The sequence below is a fragment of the Caulobacter sp. UNC358MFTsu5.1 genome, assembly GCF_000712075.1.
Lineage (GTDB): Bacteria > Pseudomonadota > Alphaproteobacteria > Caulobacterales > Caulobacteraceae > Caulobacter.
Genome location: NZ_JONW01000005.1, coordinates 198,312 through 220,678, shown reverse-complemented (window position 1 = coordinate 220,678; position 22,367 = coordinate 198,312). Strand labels below are relative to the sequence as shown.

At 68.0% G+C, this 22,367-nt stretch carries 20 protein-coding genes; 12 read left to right on the top strand and 8 right to left on the bottom strand.

Going from position 1 to position 22,367, the window contains the following annotated elements; all coding sequences use genetic code 11:
• Positions 1–146: 146 nt before the first annotated feature.
• The 5 genes from BR39_RS0103125 (at position 147) to BR39_RS0103105 (ending at position 4,440) form a co-directional block, all read left to right on the top strand.
• Positions 147–1,715, top strand: coding sequence for a trypsin-like peptidase domain-containing protein (locus BR39_RS0103125; RefSeq protein ID WP_029907611.1), 1,569 nt, complete (start codon positions 147–149; stop codon positions 1,713–1,715).
• 139 nt (positions 1,716–1,854) lie between these two features.
• Positions 1,855–2,526 carry a response regulator transcription factor gene (locus BR39_RS0103120; protein ID WP_029907609.1) on the top strand — a complete coding sequence of 224 codons (672 nt, stop codon included), beginning with the start codon at positions 1,855–1,857 and terminating at the stop codon, positions 2,524–2,526.
• A gap of 32 nt (positions 2,527–2,558) precedes the next feature.
• Positions 2,559–2,771: a hypothetical protein gene (locus BR39_RS0103115; RefSeq protein WP_029907607.1), complete on the top strand. Its 213-nt coding sequence runs from the start codon at positions 2,559–2,561 to the stop codon at positions 2,769–2,771.
• A 7-nt stretch (positions 2,772–2,778) separates the two neighbouring features.
• The gene (locus BR39_RS0103110) at positions 2,779–3,030 is read left to right on the top strand and encodes a type II toxin-antitoxin system RelE/ParE family toxin (RefSeq protein ID WP_051695133.1); all 252 of its coding nucleotides are present in this window, start codon (positions 2,779–2,781) and stop codon (positions 3,028–3,030) included.
• A gap of 3 nt (positions 3,031–3,033) precedes the next feature.
• Entirely contained in the window at positions 3,034–4,440 is a 1,407-nt protein-coding gene (locus tag BR39_RS0103105) for a HAMP domain-containing sensor histidine kinase (protein ID WP_029907603.1), read from the top strand.
• An 80-nt stretch (positions 4,441–4,520) separates the two neighbouring features.
• Here the strand turns inward: BR39_RS0103105 and BR39_RS0103100 are convergent, their stop codons facing one another.
• From BR39_RS0103100 to BR39_RS0103090, 3 genes are all read right to left on the bottom strand, one after another.
• On the bottom strand, positions 4,521–5,069 hold the full coding sequence (locus BR39_RS0103100; protein WP_029907601.1) for a hypothetical protein: 549 nt from the start codon (positions 5,067–5,069) through the stop codon (positions 4,521–4,523).
• A 113-nt stretch (positions 5,070–5,182) separates the two neighbouring features.
• Positions 5,183–6,082: a M56 family metallopeptidase gene (locus tag BR39_RS0103095; protein ID WP_029907599.1), complete on the bottom strand. Its 900-nt coding sequence runs from the start codon at positions 6,080–6,082 to the stop codon at positions 5,183–5,185.
• The gene (locus tag BR39_RS0103090; protein WP_029907597.1) at positions 6,072–6,440 is read right to left on the bottom strand and encodes a BlaI/MecI/CopY family transcriptional regulator; all 369 of its coding nucleotides are present in this window, start codon (positions 6,438–6,440) and stop codon (positions 6,072–6,074) included. Before BR39_RS0103090 ends, BR39_RS0103095 begins: the two co-directional genes overlap by 11 nt.
• Before the next feature lie 127 nt (positions 6,441–6,567).
• Here BR39_RS0103090 and BR39_RS0103085 point away from each other — a divergent pair, with 127 nt between their 5' ends.
• The 3 genes from BR39_RS0103085 to msrQ all read left to right on the top strand — a co-directional run bounded on the left by BR39_RS0103085 (position 6,568) and on the right by msrQ (position 11,207).
• The gene (locus tag BR39_RS0103085) at positions 6,568–9,444 is read left to right on the top strand and encodes a bifunctional [glutamine synthetase] adenylyltransferase/[glutamine synthetase]-adenylyl-L-tyrosine phosphorylase (protein ID WP_029907595.1); all 2,877 of its coding nucleotides are present in this window, start codon (positions 6,568–6,570) and stop codon (positions 9,442–9,444) included.
• 204 nt (positions 9,445–9,648) lie between these two features.
• A complete protein-coding gene (msrP, locus tag BR39_RS0103080; protein WP_029907592.1) occupies positions 9,649–10,569 on the top strand; it encodes a protein-methionine-sulfoxide reductase catalytic subunit MsrP in 921 nt (306 codons plus the stop codon).
• Positions 10,569–11,207: a protein-methionine-sulfoxide reductase heme-binding subunit MsrQ gene (gene msrQ, locus BR39_RS0103075; protein ID WP_029907591.1), complete on the top strand. Its 639-nt coding sequence runs from the start codon at positions 10,569–10,571 to the stop codon at positions 11,205–11,207. The genes msrP and msrQ overlap by 1 nt, the downstream gene beginning before the upstream one ends.
• Positions 11,208–11,340: 133 nt before the next feature.
• Here the strand turns inward: msrQ and BR39_RS25625 are convergent, their stop codons facing one another.
• From BR39_RS25625 to BR39_RS0103055, 4 genes are all read right to left on the bottom strand, one after another.
• Positions 11,341–12,024 carry a lysozyme inhibitor LprI family protein gene (locus BR39_RS25625; protein WP_051695129.1) on the bottom strand — a complete coding sequence of 228 codons (684 nt, stop codon included), beginning with the start codon at positions 12,022–12,024 and terminating at the stop codon, positions 11,341–11,343.
• 6 nt (positions 12,025–12,030) lie between these two features.
• Complete coding sequence (locus BR39_RS25620; RefSeq protein WP_051695128.1) at positions 12,031–12,687, bottom strand: lysozyme inhibitor LprI family protein; 657 nt, start codon at positions 12,685–12,687, stop codon at positions 12,031–12,033.
• A gap of 66 nt (positions 12,688–12,753) precedes the next feature.
• Complete coding sequence (locus tag BR39_RS0103060; protein WP_029907586.1) at positions 12,754–13,986, bottom strand: dipeptidase; 1,233 nt, start codon at positions 13,984–13,986, stop codon at positions 12,754–12,756.
• 214 nt (positions 13,987–14,200) lie between these two features.
• Positions 14,201–14,803, bottom strand: coding sequence for an RcnB family protein (locus tag BR39_RS0103055; RefSeq protein ID WP_029907584.1), 603 nt, complete (start codon positions 14,801–14,803; stop codon positions 14,201–14,203).
• 122 nt (positions 14,804–14,925) lie between these two features.
• Between BR39_RS0103055 and BR39_RS0103050 the strand changes: the two genes are divergently transcribed.
• Positions 14,926–15,411: a tetratricopeptide repeat protein gene (locus BR39_RS0103050; RefSeq protein WP_029907582.1), complete on the top strand. Its 486-nt coding sequence runs from the start codon at positions 14,926–14,928 to the stop codon at positions 15,409–15,411.
• 42 nt (positions 15,412–15,453) lie between these two features.
• Here the strand turns inward: BR39_RS0103050 and BR39_RS26010 are convergent, their stop codons facing one another.
• A complete protein-coding gene (locus tag BR39_RS26010; RefSeq protein ID WP_081916496.1) occupies positions 15,454–15,615 on the bottom strand; it encodes a JAB domain-containing protein in 162 nt (53 codons plus the stop codon).
• A gap of 956 nt (positions 15,616–16,571) precedes the next feature.
• Here BR39_RS26010 and BR39_RS0103040 point away from each other — a divergent pair.
• From BR39_RS0103040 to BR39_RS25615, 3 genes are all read left to right on the top strand, one after another.
• Positions 16,572–16,937 carry a hypothetical protein gene (locus tag BR39_RS0103040; RefSeq protein ID WP_051695126.1) on the top strand — a complete coding sequence of 122 codons (366 nt, stop codon included), beginning with the start codon at positions 16,572–16,574 and terminating at the stop codon, positions 16,935–16,937.
• A gap of 136 nt (positions 16,938–17,073) precedes the next feature.
• Positions 17,074–17,412 (top strand): hypothetical protein, encoded by a 339-nt coding sequence (locus BR39_RS0103035; protein WP_029907578.1) that lies wholly within the window; start codon positions 17,074–17,076, stop codon positions 17,410–17,412.
• A gap of 707 nt (positions 17,413–18,119) precedes the next feature.
• Complete coding sequence (locus BR39_RS25615; RefSeq protein ID WP_156035564.1) at positions 18,120–22,325, top strand: RHS repeat domain-containing protein; 4,206 nt, start codon at positions 18,120–18,122, stop codon at positions 22,323–22,325.
• Positions 22,326–22,367 lie beyond the last annotated feature (42 nt).

Genomic DNA, 22,367 nt, shown 5'->3' with positions numbered 1-22,367 from the left:
CACGATTGCGCCGCGAAGACGCCCCAAGACCATCTTGAGCGTGGACGCATGATCTCTTTCGAAGACCATTGCGCCTTTCGCCAGCGCAACTAGGTTCTCAAGCCAAGGACCCGGCGCCGCGCGCCGTGGGTGAGGAAAGACGTAAGATGGCTGCTAGGAAGTCTGGTTTCTTTGTCGGTGCGGTCGCCGGCGCGGGCGTGGCCTGCGCGGCTCTGGCCGGGGTCGGCATGCGCATGGCGCCCGCGGGGGCGGCCGAGCCGGCCCAGGTGGTCCGCACCTCGGGCGCTCCGGCTCCGATGTTCGCCCCGCCGCCCGGCGCGCCGATGTCGTTCGCCGACATCTTCGAACAGGTCTCGCCCGCCGTGGTGCAGATCGACGTGACCTCCAAGGCCGCCGCGGCCCCGCGTCTGCGCATCCCGGGCCTGGAAGGCTTCGACATCGTGCCGCGCGGCCAGAAGCCGGGCGAGGAGGGCGAGGAAGCCCCCGGTCCCAAGCAGCAGTCCTCGGGTTCGGGCTTCTTCATCTCGGCCGACGGCTATCTGGTGACCAACAACCACGTGGTCGCCGACGCCGACGACGACGGCATCAACGTGGTCCTGAAGGACGGCCGTGAGCTGAAGGCCACCATCGTCGGTCGCGACGAGGGCACCGACCTGGCCGTGCTGAAGGTGGTCGACCCCAAGGCCAAGGGCGCGGCGTTCCCGTATGTGAACTTCGAGAACCAGGCCAAGCCGCGGGTCGGCGACTGGGTGATCACCATCGGCAACCCGTTCGGTCTGGGCGGCACCGCCACGGCCGGCATCATCTCGGCCTACAACCGCGACCTGGGCGACAGCTCGTCGACCTTCGTCGACTACATCCAGATCGACGCGCCGATCAACCGGGGCAACTCGGGCGGTCCGTCGTTCGACATCTACGGCCGGGTGATCGGGGTCAACACCGCGATCTTCTCGCCGACCGGCGGCTCGGTGGGCATCGGCTTCGCCATCCCCGCCGACGTGGCCGAGGCCACCGCCAAGCAGCTGATCAGCGGCGGCAAGGTGGTGCGCGGCTATATCGGCGCGCAGATCCAACCCTTCACCAAGGAAATGGCCGACGCCCAGGGCCTGGGCGACGTCAAGGGCGCCATCGTCGCCGACCTGGTGGCCGGCGGTCCGGCCCAGAAGGGCGGCCTGATGCCCGAGGACGTGATCACCGCCGTCAACGGCGTGGCGATCAAGAACGGTTCGGAACTGACCCGCGAAGTGGCCAAGGGCCGTCCCGGCGACACCCTGAAGCTGTCGATCCTGCGCGGCGGCAAGCCCCGCACCATCGACATCAAGTCGGGCGTGCGTCCGACCGAGAAGGAACTGGCGCTGAGCGACGACGACAGCGACGAGGGCGGCGCCGAGGCGCCGACCAAGCCGCAGGTCCAGAAGTCGGAAGCCCTGGGCATGAGCCTGGCGCCGATCGACGATGCGGCCCGCCGCACCTACAGCATCGATCCCACCGTCCGCGGCGTGCTGATCGACGGCGTGAAGGTCAATTCCGACGCCGGCGAGAAGGGCCTGCGCAAGGGCGACGTGCTGACCAGCGTCAACGGCGATCCGGTCACCTCGGCCTCGCAGGTCAACGCGGCGGTCGAGGCGGCCAAGAAGCTGCAGCGCCCCAGCGTCAACCTGCGGATCATCCGCGCCGGTCGCCCCACGATCGTGCCGCTGAAGATCGCGCCGTAGGAGGCATAGGCTAACGCCGGTACGCGGGGGCTTTCGCCCGCGCCCGGATCACGTCACCATTGCGGGGACGTGACGACGACACGACAGAGGGCGTCATCGATTCGCACGGTGACGCCCTTTCGTGCATCTGGGGACCTGCATGCGTATCCTGATTATCGAGGACGATCTCGAAGCCGCCGGCGCCATGAGCCACGGCCTGACCGAGGCGGGCTACGAGTGCGTCCACGCGCCCGACGGCGAGGCCGGCCTGACCGAGGCGGGCAAGGGCGGGTTCGACGTGATGATCGTCGATCGCATGATGCCCAAGAAGAACGGCGTCGAGGTGGTCGAGACCCTGCGCCGCGAGGGCGACCAGACGCCGGTGCTGTTCCTGTCGGCCCTGGGCGAGATCAACGACCGCGTCACCGGCCTGCGGGCCGGGGCCGACGACTACCTGGTCAAGCCCTACGCCTTCGCCGAGCTGATCGCCCGGGTCGACGCCCTGTCGCGCCGCCGCGAGACGGGCGCGGTGGCCACCACCCTGAAGGTGGGCGAGCTCGAGATGAACCTGATCAACCGCACGGTCCATCGCCAGGGCAAGGAGATCGACCTCCAGCCCCGCGAGTTCCAGCTGCTGGAATTCATGATGCGCCACGCCGGTCAGTCGGTGACGCGCACCATGCTGCTGGAGAAGGTGTGGGAATACCACTTCGATCCCCAGACCAACGTCATCGACGTGCACATCTCCCGGCTGCGGTCCAAGATCGACAAGGGCTTCGACCGCCCCATGCTGCAGACCGTGCGCGGGGCCGGCTACCGGCTCGATCCGTAGGCGGTTGGTCCCGGGCGTGATAGGCTGGAGCCATGAACAAGCTGACCCAGCCCGTTCCCGAGCGCGAGGACTTCAGCGCTGAACCGTCCGAGGCCGAACTCGAAGCCTGGTTCGAGCGCAATCGGGACGCGCTGAAGGAGTCGCTGGACGTCGCGCGCCGGCAGCTCGCCGAGGGGCGATCGGACAAGCGCACGATCGCCGAGATCATCGCCGAAGGAACGCGCCGGCATCTCGCCAAGCGATAAGGTCGGAATGGCGAGGGTCGCGGGGGACAACGGGCTTGGCGTCGCGGTCGCGCAGCTCGAACGCCTGGAAAAATCCCTGGACCGGCTCGCGGCGTTTCCTCAACTGGATCGCGCCCGGCGTGACCTGGGTGAAAATACATTCACTTTGCCGGTTCGGCCGTGGGTGATCATCTACGACCTCGTGGAGGGAGACGTTGAAGTGTTGCGTATCGTCGATGGCCGCCGCGACCTGTCCGCTCTTCTAGACGAGCCCCGCTGAACCATGCGCCTGCCGCGCCTGATCCGATCCACGCCGTTCCGGCTGACGCTGCTGTTCCTGGCCCTGTTCGCGGCGGCCGCCAGCGCGTTCCTGGGCTACATCTACATCGCCACGGCCGGCGAGGTGAACCGCCGCGCCGACGCCGACATCACCCGCGAGATGGAGAGCCTGGAGGCCGCCTATCGGGTGGGCGGGGTCAACGCCCTGAACCAGACCATCGTCGAGCGCGCCACCGGCGAGCGGCCGTTCCTATACCTGCTGCTCGACAAGGACGGGAAGCGGATCTCCGGCTCGATCGAGGAGTCGCCGATCGACGACTTCACGGGCCCGGGCCCCACCTGGGAGACCTTCAAGCTCACCGAGACCGACATTGACGGCGCCGAGGTCAAGCGCGCGGCGCGCGGGGTGCAGGAGCGCCTCTCGGGCGGCGAGGCCCTGTTCGTCGGCGCCGACGTCCAGGAGTCCGAAGGCTATGTGATGAAGATCGTCCGGGCCCTGCGCGGGGCCGGGGCGCTGGTCATCATCCTGGGCCTGGCCGGCGGAGTGCTGATCAGCCGCAACGTCTCGCGCAGCATGCAGGGGCTGGTCGACGTCGTGAACGCGGTGCGGGCCGGCGACCTGCACGCCCGGGCCCGGGTGCGCGGCACCCGCGACGAGTACGACGAGCTGGCCGAGGGGCTGAACGACATGCTCGACCGCATCGAGCGGCTGATGGGCGGCCTGCGCCACGCCGGCGACGCCATCGCCCACGACCTGCGCTCGCCGCTCACGCGGCTGAGAGCGCGCATGGAGGTGGCCCTGATCGACGTCGAGAACGGCAAGGGCGACCCCGTGGCCGCCCTGGAGACCGCCCTGATCGACGCCGACGGCGTGCTCAAGACCTTCAACGCCGTGCTGGCCATCGCCCGCCTGCAGGCGGCCGGCGAGGCGCCCAACCAGACGGTGTTCGACGCCAGCGAGCTGGCCTCGGACATGGCCGAGCTCTACGAGGCCAGCTGCGAGGACAAGGGCCTGGACTTCAAGGCCGAGATCGTCCCGGCGCTCAACATCCGGGGCAACCGCGAGTTCATCGCCCAGGCCCTGGCCAACATCCTGGACAACGCCATCAAGTACACGCCGGAAGGCGGGGCGGTGATGCTGCGGGCCCGACGCACCTCGTCCGGCGAGCTGGAGTTCTCGGTCACCGACACCGGCCCCGGCGTGCCCGAGGCCGACCGCGTCCGGGTGATCCAGCGCTTCGTCCGCCTGGAGAACAGCCGCAGCGAGCCGGGCGCGGGCCTGGGTCTGTCGCTGGTCCAGGCGGTGGCCGCCTCGCACGGCGGACGGCTGGAGCTGGCCGAGGGGCCCGGCGAATACGGCGGCTTCGGGCCGGGCCTGCGAGTGGCGCTGCTTTTGCCACGGGTGGAGTAGGGGTCAGAAGCGCACCCACTTGCCCCACCTGACCGCTTCGCGGTCTGTCCGCCCCGGTCCGTAGGGGGCAAGTGTTCAACTCACCGCCCGTACACCACCGTGTAGCACCGCTGCTGCCCCAGCTTCGTCGCGCAGAAGCCGGGTTCGTCAGAGCCCTCGCGGATGACGACGTAGCGGTCGCGCTTGCAGGCCCACCACTCCTCCTCGAAGGCCTGGCCGCCGCCGTCCTGCTTGAACACCGGCTCGTCGCCCTGGGCGTAGAAGCGGGTCATGCCGGTCAGGCCGCCGAAGCTGCCCCAGCCGTTGACCAGGCCGCAGACCCGGCCGTCGCGCCGCGCCCACACCTGGCCCAGTTCCAGCGAATGGGGCTGGGCCAGGCGGGCGATCAGCCGCGGTTTGACGCTGGCCCAGCGGACACGGGCCATCGACCTGGCCTTGATCAGCTGGGCGCCCTCCCGGGCCGGCGCCTTGGGCTCGACCTTCAGCTCGTACTGCACGGTGTACATGACCATCAGGCCGACGGCGAAGGCGACCAGGGCCATGACGCCCAGGTCGAAGGCCTTCACCGCCAGGCTCTTGCGGCGGCTCTTGGGGCCGCGCGTTTCCGGCATCCTGAGAACGAAGGTCATGGCCGCCCCGCCTGCTTCCACGCGAGGCGTGGATTACGTCCGTAGTTTGTAAAACTTACAAACGTAATCCGAGTCGTCAAGCCATGAGCGCGGGACCGCGGCGGGCTTCGGGATCAGTGGTTGAGCTTGGGCAGGGTGATGCTGTCGACCGGCGTGTCGCCGACGAACCGGCCGGGCCAGGAGATCTCCTGGTTGGGCAGGGGGCCGCGCGGCGTGACGGTCCAGACGACCAGGGCGGTGGCCACGGCCATCAGGGCGACGGCGGCCGCGCCGGCGGTCTGGCGGCGATAGCTGGGCTCGGGCTTGGCCAGCAGCTTGACCCGCAGCAGCAGCGGATGGGCCGCGAAGAAGCAGGCCAGGGGCGAGCCGGTCCGGCGGGTGTGCGCCTCGACCAGGGCCTCGGCGTAGGTGCGGCGCAGGTTGGGGCGCAGGCTCAGGACCGTGGCGTCGCAGGCCATCTCCTGGTCCAGCCGCGCGCACAGGGCGCCGACATGGATCAGCGGGTTGCACCAGCCCAGGACCTGGATGCCGGCGATGGCCAGGTTGGCGATCGGGTCGCCGCGCTTGATGTGGGCGCGCTCGTGCAGGTCGACGATCTTGCGCGCCTGCTCGTCGAAGCGGGTCGCGAAGTCGGCGGGCAGGACGACGCGGGGCCAGAAGACCCCCATGACCGCCGGGCCGGCGCGGCCGGCTTCGGCCCGGGCGCGGAAGGCGCGCTCCTGCAGCAGGATCACCGTGGCCAGGGCGACGCCGCCGGCCAGCCAGACGGCCAGCAGCAGCACGGCGCGCTCCTCGCCCATCAGCGAGGCGGGGGCGCCCGAGCCCAGGGTCTCGGACAGGCTGGGGAAGACCGTGGCGATCGCCGCGACCGGCACCAGCGCCCACAGGCGATAGGCCAGGCCGGGGCCGAACACGGCCCGCGTCGGGCTCCGCAGCAACAGGACCAGCAGCACCGCCGCGGCGGCCGCCGCCTGGGTGCGCAACAGGGTCAGGGCCAGCAGTTCAGCCATCATTTTCGAGGCCCTCGATCAGGGACTTCAGCTGCTTGATCTCGTCGGTCGACAGGGCGCGATGCTGGGCGAAGTGCGCCACCAGCGGCGTCAGCTGGCCGTCGAAAAGTCGGTTCAGGAGGCTCTGGCTCTCGGCCTGCACATAGTCGGCCCGCTGGATGATCGGGGCGTAGCGCGCCCGGCCGTCGATGCGGTCCGACCGGATCGCCTTGCGCTTCAGCAGGCGGTTGATCAGCGTCTTGACCGTCGCCTCGCCCCAGCCCTGGGGTTCGGCCACCTCGGCCATGATCTCGTCCACCGTCAGCGGATTGCGCATCCACAGCGCGTCCATGATGCGGCTTTCGGCCTGGGTGATGTTCATGGCGTTCGGTCTCCAGACTCGAACGATTACGCCTGTAACATCGACTGTCAAGCGGGCGTCGATGGGCTCGCGTGATCCGTCACGAGACGGGATGACCTCGCCGCCCTCCCGCGCCACAGTGCCCGCCATGACTCGTCTGCTCGAACGCCTCACCCCCTGCGGCCCCGTCGTCGATCCCAAGGCCGCCGAGCGGGCGCACGAGACGATCACACGGCGCGTCGGCGAGGCCGCGCCGTCGGTCGAGGCCGCCTGGCCGGCCCTGGCGCCGGTGTTCGCCGCCTCGCCGTATCTGACCGGCCTGGCGCGGCGCGACGGCAAGCGCCTGCCGCTGATCCTGGAGGGCGATCCGGAAGCGCGGCTGGCCCAGATCCTGGCCCAGGCCGAGGCCGTGGCCGCCGAACCCGACTTCGAGACCGCCCGGCGGGCGCTGCGCGAGCTGAAGGCCGACCTGCACCTGCTGACCGCCCTGTGCGACCTGGGCGGGGTCTGGGACCTGGACGCGGTGACCGGCGCCCTGACCCGCTTCGCCGACGCGGTCCTGCACGCTTCGCTGGCCCAGGCCGTGCGGCTGGAGGTGGCGCGCGGCGCCCTGACCCACGTGGGCGAGGGCCCGGACGGTCCGGCCCCGGGCCTGTTCTGCATCGCCATGGGCAAGCACGGGGCGTTCGAGCTCAACTATTCCAGCGACATCGACTTCTCGATCTTCTACGCGCCCGAGGCCCTGCCGGTGGCCGAGGGCGTCGAGCCGCAGGGCGTGGCGGTGCGCATCGCCAACCATCTGGGCCGGCTGCTGGCCGAGCGCACGGCCGACGGCTACGTCTTCCGCATCGACCTGCGCCTGCGCCCCGACCCCTCGTCGACCCCGCCGGCCATGCCGATCGACGCGGCCTTGGACTACTACGAGAGCGTCGGCCAGAACTGGGAGCGGGCGGCGCACATCAAGGCGCGGATCTGCGCCGGCGACTTCGCGCGGGGCCAGGCGTTCCTGGCCGAGCTGCAGCCGTTCATCTGGCGCAAGAACCTCGACTTCGCCGCCATCGCCGACATCCATTCGATCAAGCGCCAGATCCACGCCTACAAGGTGGACGACCGCCTGACCGCCAAGGGGGCGGACCTGAAGCTGGGGCGCGGCGGCATCCGCGAGATCGAGTTCTTCGTCCAGACCCAGCAGCTGATCCTGGGCGGCCGCCATCCCGACCTGCGCAGCCCGCGCACCCTGGAGGCCCTGGCCGCCCTGTCGGAGGCCGGGCACGTCACGCCCGAGGACCGCGACTATCTGGTCAAGGCCTATCGCGACCTGCGCGCCCTGGAGCACCGGGCCCAGATGATCGCCGACGACCAGACCCACAAGCTTCCGGAGAGCGACGCCGACCGCAAGAAGGTGGCGGCCCTGTGGGGCCACGCCGCCCTGCGCAGCTTCGACGCAGTGATCGGCAACATCCTCAAGGGGGTGAACCGCCGCTACGGCGCGCTGTTCAAGGGCGAGGAGGAGCTGTCGTCGCGGTTCGGCAGCCTGGTGTTCACCGGCGTCGAGGACGATCCCGAGACCCTGGCCACGCTCAAGCGGATGGGTTTCAGCCATCCCGAGCGGGTGGCCGCCACGATCCGCGGCTGGCACCACGGCCACATCGCCGCCACCCGCACCGAGCGGGGCCGCGAACTGTTCACCCGCCTGGCCCCGCGCCTGCTGGACGCGGCCAACGCCACCGGCGCGCCCGACGACGCCTTCAACCGGTTCGGCGACTTCTTCTCGTCCTTGAGCAGCGGGGTGCAGATCCAGTCGCTTTTCCTGGCCCAGCCGCGCCTGTTCGAACTGATCGTCGAGGTCATGGCCTTCGCGCCGCGCCTGGCCAGCACCTTGGCGCGGCGCCCCACCGCCCTGGACGCCTTGCTGGACCCGGCCTTCTTCGGGCCCATCGAGATGCCCAAGGACGCGCCCTGGGACCCGGCCGATTTCGAGGGGGCGATGGACGCGGCGCGGCGGCTGTTCCGTGACCAGAGCTTCCGGATCGGGGTGCGGGTGATCAGCGGTACGGCCGGGGCCCGCGACGCGGGCGCGGCCTTCGCCGACCTGGCCGACCTGATCGTCGGCGGCCTGGCCCCGGCGGCCCTGGCCGAGGTCGAGCGGCTGGGCGGCGAGTTCCCGGGGCAGGTGACCGTCGTGGCCCTGGGCAAGGCCGGCTCGCGCGAGATGACCGCCAAGTCGGACCTGGACCTGATGACGCTGTACGCGTCCGACGATCCGGCGGGCATGTCGGGCATCAAGGGCTGGAGCGCCGACAGCTTCTACGCCCGCTTCACCCAGCGCCTGACCTCGGCCCTGTCGGCCCCGACCGGCGAGGGCACGCTGTATGAGGTGGACCTGAAGCTGCGGCCCTCGGGCACCAAGGGGCCGGTGGCGGTCAGCTACGCGGCGTTCGAGGACTATTACGAGCGCGAGGCCGAGACCTGGGAGCTGCAGGCCCTGACCCGGGCGCGGGTGATCTGGGCCAGCTCGCCGGCGTTCAAGGCGCGGGCCGAGGCCGCGATCGCCGCGGCCCTGCGCCGGGCGCGCGATCCGAGGAAGACGGCCGTCGACGTGCTGGAGATGCGCCAGCTGATGGAGGACGAGCGGCCGGGCAAGGGCGACTGGGACCTGAAGCTGACGCCGGGCGGCCTGGTCGACATCGAGTTCGCCGCCCAGTTCCTGCAGCTGGTCCACGCGGCGGACGGCGGTCCGTTGGCCCAGAACACCGGCGAGGCCCTGGCGGCCCTGGGCCGGGCCAAGCTGGGCGACCCGGCGGCGCTGACGGCGCTGGAGAGCGCCTGGCGACTGGAGCAGGACCTGTCCCAGCTGCTGAAGGTGGCCCTGGAGGACGGCCACGACCCGGACACCGAGCCCAAGGCCTTCCGCGCCTTGCTGGCCCGGGCCGGCGGCGTGCGCGAGTTCCGCTCGCTGAAGACCAAGCTGGCCAAGGCGAAGACCGAGGCGCGGGGCGCATTCGAGGCGGTGGTGAAGGGGTAGGGTGGCTCACCCACTTGCCCCCACCTGACCGCTTCGCGGTCTGTCCGCCCCCGTAGGGGGCGGAGCCTCAGCGCTCTTCCCCGTCGGGGGGAAGACGGTCGCGAAGCGACCCGTAGGGGGCAAGTGGTCACATTCAACACACGCCCTGTAACCATTCTGGCTCCCGGCACGTATCCTACAAGGTAGCCTCCCCGGAGCCCGCCCATGCTGATCCGCCACGCCCCCGACCTGACCGACAACGACGTCACCGACCGGGCGCTCTACCTGCGTCGGCGCGAGTTCATCGGCGGGGCGGCCGGGCTGGGCCTGATGGCGGCGGCCGGCGCGGCCCAGGCGCGGGACCTGGCCTACGGTCCCGGCTTCTCGACGACCGAGGCCAAGACGCAGAAGAAGGACATCACCGGCTACAACAACTTCTACGAATTCGGGGTCAACAAGGAGGACCCGTCCGAGAACGCGGGGTCCCTCAAGACCCGCCCGTGGACGGTCCGCGTCGACGGCGAGTGCGAGGCCCCGGCCAGTTTCGCCATCGACGACCTGATCAAGGGAAACAAGCTGGAGGAGCGCATCTACCGCATGCGCTGCGTCGAGGGCTGGTCGATGGTGATCCCCTGGGTCGGCTTCCCCCTCAAGGACCTGCTGGCCAAGGTCAAGCCGACCTCCAAGGCCAAGTTCGTCGCCTTCGAGACCCTGATGCGGCCGTCCGAAATGCCCGGCCAGCGCTGGGACACCCTGCAGTGGCCCTATCGCGAAGGCCTGCGGATCGACGAGGCCGTGCATCCGCTGACCATCCTGGCCGTGGGCCTCTACGGCGACGTCCTGCCCAACCAGAACGGCGCGCCGGTCCGGCTGGTCGTGCCCTGGAAGTACGGCTTCAAGGGCGCCAAGTCGATCGTGCGGATCAGCCTGGTCGAGAAGATGCCGCGCACCGCCTGGAACGACCTGGCCCCGCGCGAGTACGGCTTCTATTCCAACGTCAATCCGGCCGTGGACCATCCGCGCTGGTCGCAGGCCACCGAGCGCCGGATCGGCGAGTTCCGCCGCCGCGAGACCCTGCCGTTCAACGGCTACGGCGAGTGGGTGGCCGACCTCTATCGCGGCATGGACCTGAAGCGGAACTTCTGATGGACGCCTCGGTGAAGCGGGCGGCCAAGAGCAAGCGCCCTTCGAAAACCCAGGACAACCTGGTCTACGCCGCCGTCTGGCTGGCCTGTTTCGCGCCGCTGGTCTGGCTGGCCTGGCGGGTGTTCAGCGACGACCTGGGGGCCAATCCGATCGAGGCCCTGATCCGCCAGATCGGCGTCTGGGGCCTGCGCCTGCTGCTGGTCGGCCTGGCGATCACCCCCGCCGCCCGCCTCCTGAAGAAGCCGCGCCTGGTCCGTTTCCGCCGCACGGTCGGCCTGTTCGCCTTCGCCTATATCTGCCTGCACCTGCTGACCTATATCGGCGTCGACCTGTTCTTCGACTGGGGCCAGCTGGTGAAGGACATCCTCAAGCGGCCCTTCATCACCCTGGGCATGCTGGGCTTCGCCCTGCTGATCCCCCTGGCCGTGACCTCGACCAACGGCTGGGTCGTGCGCCTGGGCCGGGCGACCTGGCAGAAACTGCACTGGCTGATCTACGTGATCGTCCCGCTGGGCGTGGCCCACTACTACCTGCTGGTGAAGGCCGACCACCGGCCGCCCCTGGTCTATGCGGGGATTTTGGCGGTGCTGCTCGGGTGGCGGGTCTGGGAGGCGTGGCAGCGAGCTCGGCGCTCCTGAACTCAAAAACGGTTGTCATCCCGGAAAGCGCGCAGCGCTTGTCCGGGACCCAGGGCAGCCGCGCCGCGTGCGCCCAGTCACCTGGGTCCCGGACAGCCTCTGCGAGGCTTCCGGGATGACACCGGTGAGAATCCTAGAACAGCTCCGCCTCGGGATCGCGCGTCTGGTCCCGCTTCCACCAGCCGCCCAGCTTGGCGCCGCCGCACGGGCCCTTCTGGGTGATCGTCACGGTGTCGACAACGAAGGCCGCGTCCAGGACGCAGGCGTCGGGACCGGTCCCGGTCAGGGGGAAGCTGACCACGGTCTGGCCGACGGCGATCTTCACGGGCCGGGTGTCGTCGGTGAAGCCCTGGGTCGCGCTCGGATCGCCCAGCATGTAGCCGAGGTTCAGGCCGTTCGGCACGGCCTTGAGGCTGATCATGTCCGGGCCGCGCGTGTAGACGCCGCTCAGCCGGAAGCCCGGGTTCCTCAGCACCGCGATGCGGTCGGCGTGGATGGTCCGCAGGCAGGGCAGGGCGGTCTCGTCGTCGGTGCACAGGATCCCGCCCCCGCTCACCTCCGGCGGCTCCAGGGCGCGCGAGCCCACCCAGCCGCGCTGGCTCAGCTTCACATAGGCGGCGATCTGGCCGTCCCAGAGCTTGAGCGCCTCGCCATAGGCCTTGGCCAGGTCCTCGTCCTGGCGCGACAGCTGCGGGTCCTTGCAGATCAGCTTCTCGACCTTGGTGCGGGCCTTGGTGCAGTCGAAGCTGGCGGCGGCGGCCGGCGCGGCGGTCGCGACAAGCAGCAGGCCGGCGAGGATGGCGAGGAGACGGGTCATGAGGGCCTACTCGTTCAGATAGGGCGACTTGGCCGGATCGCGGCGGAAGACCCGCTGGTCGGTCCCCAGGGCGCAGCGTTCGGTCTTCGGGAACGACAGGGTGGCGGTGTCCTGGGTGAAGGTCAGGGTGCGCGGGCAGCCCGCATCCTCGAAGCTCAGCTTGCCCGAGGCGTCGACGGCGCCCTCGGCCTGCATCAGCATGTTCCCCGCCGAGTTTGGGCAGATGTAGAGCTCAACCCCGATCCCGGCGTCGGGATAGCTCTGCGACACGTCCAGATAGACCCCGTCCGCAGGGCATTTGCCGGCGACGTAGCGGCCCATCCATTTCAGGCTGGGATGGGTCAGGAAGCTGAGGCGGCGCTCGTAGTCCTGCTTCAGGCAGGCGGCGTCGGCCTTGCAGATGGTGTTGCGGTCGCCCAGCCAGTTGCGCTGTTCGGTGCGGATGTAGCTCGACCAGTTCCCGGCCGGCCACAGGCCCTGGGCGGCCTTGAAGGCGGCGGCGACCTGTTCGTCCAGCTTCGAGACCGCCGGGTCCTTGCAGATCGCCCTCTCGGTGGGCGTGCCGGCCTTGGCGCAGTCGAAACTGGCGGCCCGCGCCCCGGCGGGAAGGGCGGCGAGACACAGCAGGGCGGCCAAGCCGACCCAGGACGCGACACGGTTCATGCGGAAACCCCTCCCAGCGACGCCGGGAGACGCTAACCGAGAACGACGTTACCCGAAAGCGGGCGTCTACTTCGCGGCGGCCTGCTTGGCCGCGTAGTCCTGCACCTGGCGCACCACGCGCAGCACGTTGCCGCCCCAGATCGCCGCGACGTCGGCGTCGGTGTAGCCGGCGGCCTTCAGGCGGGCGGTGACCTTGGGCAGGTCGGCGACGTCCTCGAAGCCGACCACCCCGCCGCCGCCGTCCCAGTCGGCGCCGATCCCCACGTGCTCGGGACCCACGACCTTCAGGGTGTGGGTCAGGCTGGCCATGAAGTCCTCGAACGAGGCACGGATCGGCGGCAGCTTGGCGTCGACCTCGGCCTTCTTCTTCAGATAGGCGATGATGTCGGCCTCGCTCGCCGTCTCGCTGTCGGGCGCCGGGCCCAGGGCCTTCAGGGCGGCCAGGCGTTCGGGGCTGGCGTTGGTGTTCTTCAGATAGACTGAGTTGATGCAGATCACCCCGCCGGCGTCGGCGATCTTCTTCAGCCGGCCGTCGTCCAGATTGCGCGGGTGGTCGTAGATGGCCTTGGCGCCCGAGTGCGAGGCGATGATCGGAACCTTTGACAGGGCCACGGCCTGGTCGACCACGTCGTCGGACGAGTGGCTGACGTCGATCAGGATGCCCAGCCGGTTGGCCTCGGCCAGCCAGCGCAGGCCCAGCGGCGAGAAGCCGTGCCAGAGCGGCTTGTCGGTCGAGCTGTCGGCCAGCTGGTTGGCCTTGAAGTGCGCCGGACCGGCCATCCGCACGCCGGTGGCGTAGAAGGTCTGCATCAGGGTGAGGTCCTCACCCAGCGGCCAGCTGTTCTCCATGCTCTGGAAGACGAACTTCTTGCCGGCCTTGTTGATCCGCTCGGCGTCGTCGGCGGTGTAGGCCAGCTCGAACTTGTCGGAATGGGCCGCGACCATCTCGCGGATTTCGGCGGCGCGCTCCAGGGCCGCGTCGCGGGCCCCGCGATAGCCTTCGGCGGTCAGGGCGCCCTGCTCGGTGTAGATCACGAAGAACCCGCCATCCAGGCCGCCGGCGTCCATGCGCGGCAGGTCCACCTGGGTGCCGTCCGCCTTCACGTCGTGCCGGTCGGCCATGCTCCAGCCCTTGCGGGCGAAGTGCTCGGGCGTGTCCAGGTGGGTGTCGAGGGTCAGGATCTTCTCGTGCAGCGCGCGATCGGCCTTCGAGATGGGCGCGTCGGCCGCCCAGGTCGTGATGGGCGCGGCGGCGGCGAGGGCGGCGGAGCCGAGGAGGATCGTCAGCAGGCGGGACATCTTGGCTCCGACATGGCGTTTGCTAAGGCCACGCTCGGGGATTGCGGGCGGTCGGTCAAGGCGGGGCGGCCCACTTGCCCCCACCTGACCGCTAAGCGGTCTGTCCGCCCCCGTAGGGGGCGGAGCCGCCGCCGCGAGGCTCTTCCCCCTGCGGGGGAAGACGACCGCGAAGCGGTCCGTAGGGGGCAAGTGTTCGCCGCGCCGGACTCGAACCCTAGTAGAACGCGCCGTAGATGACGTCCGCGATCCGGCCGGTGCGGGTCTCGACCAGCAGCAGGTCGGGTCCGTAGCGCACCCATTGATAGCCCCACGGCGGCCCTTCCAGGCCCATGCGCCAGTAGTCGTCGTAATAGTAGGTCGGGGTCAGGAACAGCGACGGCAGCACCACGCCGATGCTCCAGCGGCGGTAGCGATAGCCCGACGGATAGCGCCAGCGCGGACCATGGACCGGACGGAAGCCGGGCGGACGGCCCGCGCCGGGGCGGTGCGGACCCACGGGGCCCGGTGGACGCGGCCCGGGGCCGGGATGGGGAGGGCGGTGACCGCCCGACGGCGGGCGGGGCGGGGGCTTGGGCGCGGGCGGTCTCGGGCCCGGTCCCTGACCCTGGCCGGGCGGTCGTCCTCCGCCGTTCCCGCCGCCGGGCGGGCGCGAGCCGCCGGAATTCCCGCCGCCGGGCGGATGACCGCCGCCGCCTGGTCCGCCTCCGCCGTGACCGCCGCCGGGTTTCCCGCCGCCGGGCGGTCCGCCCGATTGCGCGAGGGCCGCGCCTGGGACCAGCAGTCCCAGGGCCGAGGCGACGAAGAGGCGACGATCCATGCTCAAGCTCCCACTGCCGCTCGTTCCGAGCGTTCAGGCTTGAACGCTGCAAAGCGCTGCCGGTTCACGTCGGCGCCTCGTGAGCCGTTGGCGCGCTCCGGCCGCCATGCAAGAACAGGGTCATGGTGACGACGGACGCCCTGTTTCGAATTGGCGACGCCGCCGAGGAGGCGGGCGATTTCGATCTGGCGCTGCGTTCGTTCGAGCGTGGCTCGTCCCTCGGCTCGGCGGAGTGCCTCACCCGGCTGGCCTACCTGTATGACGAAGGGCTGGGGGTCGAGGTGGACAAGCCCCTCGCGATGAAACTCTATCGCCGCGCCTGGCGCCGCCACGGCTCGACGGGCGCGGCGAACAACATCGCTATCCTCTATCGCGAGCTTGGGCGCTACCAGGACATGTTCGGCTGGTTCCAGCGGGCGGCTCGAGGCGGCGACGACGGCGCGCAGCTGGATCTCGCGAAGTGCTATCTCGAAGGCGTGGGTGTCCGGAAGAACGTCCAGCTGGCCCTGCGATGCCTCGCGATCGCCGATGGCGGCGTCCACATCTCCGAGGATGAACGGGACGAAGCGCGCGCCCTCCTGGCCGTGCTGGGTCCGCGCCTGGTCTGAAAGTCCGCAAGTCGCGCGAGGGTCCTGTCTTCGGACGCCGGACTAGAACAGGCCCAGCGCCTTGAAGCTGGCCACACCGTCGCGGCCGACCACCAGGTGGTCGTGGACGTTGATCTTCAGCGCCTTGCCGGCCTCGACGATCTGCTTGGTCATCTCGATGTCGGGCCGCGAGGGCGTGGGATCGCCGCTCGGGTGGTTGTGCAGCAGTAATGCATAGTATTTAAGTGTTTGATTCTGGTGGATTTTCTAAAAATCGGGAGTCAACTGATGTCGGTTATCGGGGATGTATTTCGCTCTTGCGTTCAGGAGGCAGGCTAAAATCACGGATTATCACGAGCATCCATGTTTGAAGTTGCGGATAATTTAGTTCGTGGGCGATGGCGAATGGTAGTCGATGGAGAATGGGCGACGGACCCAATGTGTCCTCGCCGCTAGATAGCTCCTCCGAAAGCAGAAAGGTCTTCGCGGCTGATGATGTCGTGACGATAGCTCAGAAGCCTTCGAGGGACCCGGCGATCTCGGTCGTGGGGGCGGAGAAGCAACCGTCCACGACCGACGAACTAACGGTCGCCGTAGAGCCCGCGTCTCCCGAGTTATGTCCGGGGGCAGCGCGTGAGTAGATTCGAGGCGGAGGCCGACGATCGCCGCGTCCCTGTCCTTATTGCTCGGCTCTCTTCATCGGAGTCAATTTCGGGCAGTTACAGGACGGCCTGGGGTAGGCTGGGGGGGGGGGGCGGATGCGAGCGATCTGGCGGTACGAATCGTACCCGGGGCACCTACGCCCAAGTACGCAACGGCCCCTGGAAGGTACCGTTTGGCCGCACTCAGTACGCCGGTGAAACCGCGTGCCCTGGGTCCGGCGCTCACTTCGCAACTGGACGGTCGCAATGTCCGCAAAGGGTGGTTGTCGGTCCCAAGGCGCTCCCAACTTACGTCGGGAGCGCCCGGTCGGTTACCTCGGGGGGCGAAGCCGTAGTAACGCCCGTTTTAAGCGCGACGCTGGTCTTATAGCAGACCCGACGAACTTCGGAGATGGGTCGCAAGCCGACATCGGCGCCCGTCCAACGATCCGACGCGCCTGGCGTCTGGATCCAGCAACCAAGTCGACAGCCGCTTACGACCCGTTGCTGACCTTGTGGAGCGTTGCCATAGTCCCGCCCATGCTCGCTCAGAACGATGAAGAACACGCGGTGCCCGAGGGGCTACGATCTCGGTTTCAGGCGGTAGTGGCCGCCTTCGTCGCTGGTGATTTCCAGCTGGCGAGACATGAGCTCAATGGCGTTGCGCAGATCGAGGCGGACACGGCTCGGTTCATCGAAGAGCAGATTGCAGCCTATGGAGCAAGGCTTGTTCCGCTGAGCGAAAAGGTTTGGCAACGTTCGGTCTATCGTTGGATGGACGGCTGGTGGGAGTTCTTGATTGACCTCAGCACCGACGAGGAGGCCGTTAGCGACCTAGTCCTCCACGCCAAACTATTCGGCGGCCTCCAAGGGCGGATTGAGGTCTGGTCGGTTCACGTTCCCTAGGTCTCCTGGCCACCCCGAACAGACCTTCGCGCCGTCCGCTTTCCGGAATGACACCCAAGGTCCGGTTTAGGCTCGGCCCCCATTTCTGCACCCGACCCGTTGCGGAACTTGGCAGTGTCAGCTCTATGGTCTGCGTATGCGCTACCTGTTCAGATTTGGATTTGAGAGCCCGGACGAGTTTGCCGCCAATCGTGACGGCGGCTGGGATGATGAATCCAGTGAGACTGTCTGGATCGATGCCCCCTCGGCTGACGCAGCGCTATCTTGGGGACAGTCGCTAGCTGAGCGCTTTGTCGAAAAGCTGTTCGAATTGGCCAATGCCGAGGGCTACTCGTGGCAGGCTCGAGGGTTCGCTAGTTGGATCGAGAGCGAAGCGTCGGTGCTGGAGTGGGCGCGAACGTCACCCGAAGTTTTCGCAACGGATTACGGTCAGATGCCCGATCTCGCGGCGCTTGCCGCATTGCGCTCGGAGTGAGCGAAGCGGCGTTCACTTCCCACCCTTTGCGGACGTTCACGACGTCCGCCCGGGCGCTAACATCTAGAGGACCATGGCGTAGGCGTAGTTCTCAGTTCCTACCGCTTCAGCGCACCTACGCTCAAATACGCCCCGGTACGCGGAAGCTACCCTTACACCGCACGCATTACGCTGCGAGCGACACGTCATCGGTCTGGCGCCTGCTTCACCGCATGGTGAATGCTCACTACTTCAAATTGCACAAATTGCCTGCTCCCTCGGCGAGGTGTATGGTTGAGCTTCGCAATCAAGGGTGGCGCCGTGAGCGTTCGAGGGCATCTGACTATAATGGCTGGTGCGAGTGCGGCGGCGCTGCTGAGCGTTGCCGGACCTTCGTCAGCACAGGTGACGACGACTTACAGCTATGATCCGCAAGGTCAGGTGCGCATCGTCGCAAGCCCTTCCCGCAGCGCCACCTACACCTACGACGCCGCGGCCAATCGGACCCAGATGACGTCCACAAATCTCCTCGGACGCGCGGCGAGCACCTCCGCCCCCTCCAGCAGTGTCGCTGGCCAAACCTCCGCCTCGGCCGTGTCTGCATTGCCCGTCCACTCGGCGCCGCCACCCCCAGCTCCGCCTCCGACGCCGCCCCCACCGCCGTTCCCCAGTCCGCCGCCACCGCCGCGCTCTCCGCTGGCGGTCGCGAACTAGGAAAGGGGGCGATCGTGACGTTTTCCAAGATTTCGCGAGGCGTGTGCGCCGCCGCGGCTTTGCTTCTTAGCGTAGCGGTCTTGGGCGGCGCCCGAACGGCCCACGCTCAGGCCGGCGCGATCAAGCCGCCCGACACCTACAATCCCATTGATGGGAACGGGGTAAACCTGCTCAGCGGGTCAATGACGGCTACCACGCCGACGATTTTGATCGGCCCCAAGGGCGGCGGGCTCAGCTATTCGCAGAGCTACGACTCCGGATCGGTCACGCCGTGGAGCGACACCACCAACGGCATGGTGGCCACCTCCACCCTGACCAATGATGCCTGGTACACCGTCACGATGATGGGGCAGACCTTCCCCTTCAAGCGGACCGGCGACACCTTCGCCGCCCAGGAGGGGAACACGGCCACCTTGGTGATGGGCGGCGGACTATTCACCCTCACCTTGCTCGACGGCACCGTGGCGACCTATTCGTCGGCCTATCCGACCTACATGCTGGGGGTGGTCAACAACCTCGGCTCGATCGTCAAGATCGTCTATCCGAACGGTCGCACGATCGACTTCACCTACCGCGTCGACACCGACGTGCGCCTGCAATCGGTCAACAGCAGCGACGGCTATCAGCTGCATTTCGACTACGCCAGCAATAGCTGGGGCGGGCAAGGCTCGGCCTGGTACCAGATCGCCAAGGTCACGGCGCTCAACAGGGCCTATGACGCCTGCGACCCGTCGGCGCTGACCTGCAGCTATTCCCGCACCTGGCCCAGTCTCACCTTCGGCTACGCCGCCAACGAGCGGAGCGTCACCGACGCTCTGGGGCGCACCACGCACTACCTGTTCAATGGCCTCTTGAGCGGAATACGCCGTCCTGGGCGCGCCAGCGGTCAGGACGTCCTGGTCTACTACAATGGCGAAACCCAGATCGTAGAGCAGGTCACGACCGACACGGGCAACTACGTCTACGCGATACCTGACGGCTATAAGTACGGCTATCCGTCCAATCCCAACCAGGTCATCATCAACAGCGCCACCCAGGTCACCGATCCGCTGGGTCACACCCGCGTGGTCACCAATCGCTCGACCCTGGTCGATCTGGCCACCCATCACCGGGTGACGCGGTTGTACTCGGTCTCCAACGGCGTCGATTACGCCACCCTCTACGGCTACACCAATTTCCGGCTGTCCTCGATCCAGCGGGCGACTGAATACAACGGGACCAGCTACGGCTTCGACGCCCGCGGCAACATCACCTCGGTCTCGCGCAGCCCGAAGCTGAACTCTGGGGCCTCGCCCCTGGTCGTCACCGCCACCTATCCGGCCAACTGCGACGCCAGCAATTTCCGGATCTGCAACCAGCCGGCCACGGTGACCGATGCGCGCGGGGCGGTGACCGCCTACACCTACGATCCGGCGCATGGCGGCGTGCTCACGGTCACCTCGCCAGCGCCGACGTCTGGCGCGATCCAGCCGCAGGTCCGCACGAGCTACGCGCCCTTCTATGCCTGGTACAAGAACGCCGCCGGGGCGATCGTCCAGGATGCGCGACCGACCTATCTGCCTGTCGCCACCTCGGTCTGCGCCACCCTGGGTCCGGCGACCGCCACCGCGCCGGCGCCCTGCGTGAACACCGCCGACGAGGTCCGCACGACCACGACCTATGAGGCGGGCAGCGCGTCGCTGGGCAGCAACCTGCTGGCCCTGGCCACCTCCTCGGGAGATGGCGCTGGAACGCTCACCGCCACCACGACCGTGACCTATAGCTACCGTGGCGATGTGCGCACCGTCGATGGTCCGCTGCCGGGGGGCGCCGACATCACGCGCACGGCCTATGACGACGGTCGCCAGCCGGTGATGGTGATCGGCCCGGACCCCGACGGTGCGGGCGCCTTGCTCTACCGCGCCACGCGCACGACCTACAATCTCGATGGCCAGGTCACCAACGTCGAAACCGGCACGACGACGGGGCAATCGGACGCCGACTTGGCCACTTTCGTCGCGCTGCAGGCGGTCCAGACAACCTACGACCTTCCGGGACGCAAGGCGTTCGAGAGCCTGGTCGTCAGCGGCGTCGCCCAGACCCTGACCCAGTACGGCTATGACGCCGACAGCCGGTTGACCTGCCAAGCGGTGCGGATGAACCCGACGGCCACTCCGCCGGCCTCTGCCTGCACGCCGACCCTCGGCGGCGCCGACGGCGACGATCGGGTGACCTACACCGAGTATGACGGCGTTGATCGGGTGACCAGGATCACCACCGGCTACGGAACCAGCCAGCCGCGCGTCGAAAAGGTCGTCACCTACACCCTCCAGGGCAAGGAAGGCACGGTCGCCGACGGCAAGGGCAATCTGACCACCTACGAGTACGACGCCTTCGATCGGCTGGCCAAGGCGCGCTATCCCAACACCACCTGCTGCGCCAGCTCGACCACCGACTTCGACGCCTACGGCTATGACGCCAACGACAATCGCACCAGCTGGCTGCATCGCCCTAGCGTCGTGGGGCAGGCCGGGCAGACCACAAGCTACACGTTCGACGCCCTCAACCGGATGACCTATCGCGATGGTCCCAAGGGTTGGTACTATTTCGACAACCTGGGCCGCCCGACCTACACCTATTCGGGCGACGCCGCCGAGAAGATCATCGCCCACTATTATGACGGCCTTGGTCGGCCGTCCTATACCTACGACTATCGCGACGGGACCTGGTTTCCGACTTACACCGGCTACGATCTGGCCGGGCGGCGAACGACGCTGCAATGGTCCGACGGCAACTACGTCAACTATGACTACGACGTCGCTGGCGAGGTGGTCGGCATCCGTGAGAATAACGCCGTCTATCTGGCCACCTTCGGTTACGACAACCTCGGGCGTCGCACCTATCTGTCGCGCGGCAACGGCGTTGTCAGTTGGTACGGCTACGACGCTGCCTCGCGGCTTAACTCCCTGAACCTCGACTTGGCGAGTACATCGCAGGACCAGACCTGGACCCTGGTCTACAACGCCGCCAATCAGATCAAGAGCCGCACCTCCTACAACAGCGCCTATCTCTGGGCGCCGGGAGCGGCAAGCAGCCTCTCCTACACGATCAACGGCCTCAACCAGGCGACCACGGCGGGCGGGACGGCTCTGGCCTACGACGGCCGCGGCAACTTGATCAGCGGCGGCGCCACGGGGTTCGCCTACGATCTCGACAACCGCCTAACCGGTGCGTCCGGCTCGATCAGCGCCACCCTGAGCTACGATCCGCTCGGTCGGCTTGGCCAGACGACGGGTGGCGCTGTGACGCGCTTCGTCTATTCCGGACCTGACCTGATCGCCGAGCTCAACACCAGCAACGCCGTGCTTCGCCGCTATGTGCCGGGGCCGGGAACCGACGAGCCGCTGGTCTGGTACGAAGGCTCGGGGATGAGCGACCGCCGCTGGCTGCTGGCCGATGAGCGGAGCTCCATTGTGGCAGCGACCAACGCAAGTGGCGCTGCGATCAACATCAACACTTATGACGAGTACGGGGTCCCGGGGATCAACACAGGCCGCTTCCAGTATACCGGACAGATCTGGCTGCCGGAGGTGGGGCTCTATCACTACAAGGCCCGGGCCTATTCGCCGACCCTGGGGCGGTTCCTCCAGACTGATCCCATCGGTTATAGCGACGGGCTCAACTGGTATGCCTATGTGGGCAATGACCCGCTGAATCGGAGCGATGCGCTCGGACTTAACGCCAAAACTCCCGATAGGACACAGTCGCTAGGTCCTTGCGAGAGTGATTTCGATCTACCGGGCACGTGCAGTGTGCTCGTGGACAATGGCGAAAGAGGACCGCCGAAATCTGATGAATCCAATCAGTCCACCCAGACAGGTGACGCCAGTCAGATTGAGGGCGAAGACGAGGATGAGGTGACCGAGGTCGCCGAAAACAACTACGTTCTTCCGCCATGCGTGAGGGCCGATATACAATGCAGGGCCAGTAGGGCGTGGACAGGTATACCGCGCAACGAGAACTCCAGCCCCCCGGGGGGGCGTCCTACAAATTGTGCTCAAGCTAAGATGGCCTGTGACGCCCTCGAAGCTGTGCATAGAGAGGATCCGATCTGGCATATGGGAACAGTATACTTTCCAGACGGATCTCAGGTGTTCTTCAGGCCGGGAGGGCTTCCAACGGACGTGTGGATTCAGCCTTTACCGAAGCCTATGCGAACGCCGAAGCTAGGCGTGAGGTAGATCGTTGTGTCGCGGCGAGCGGGCATTTTGGCTTTGACGGTC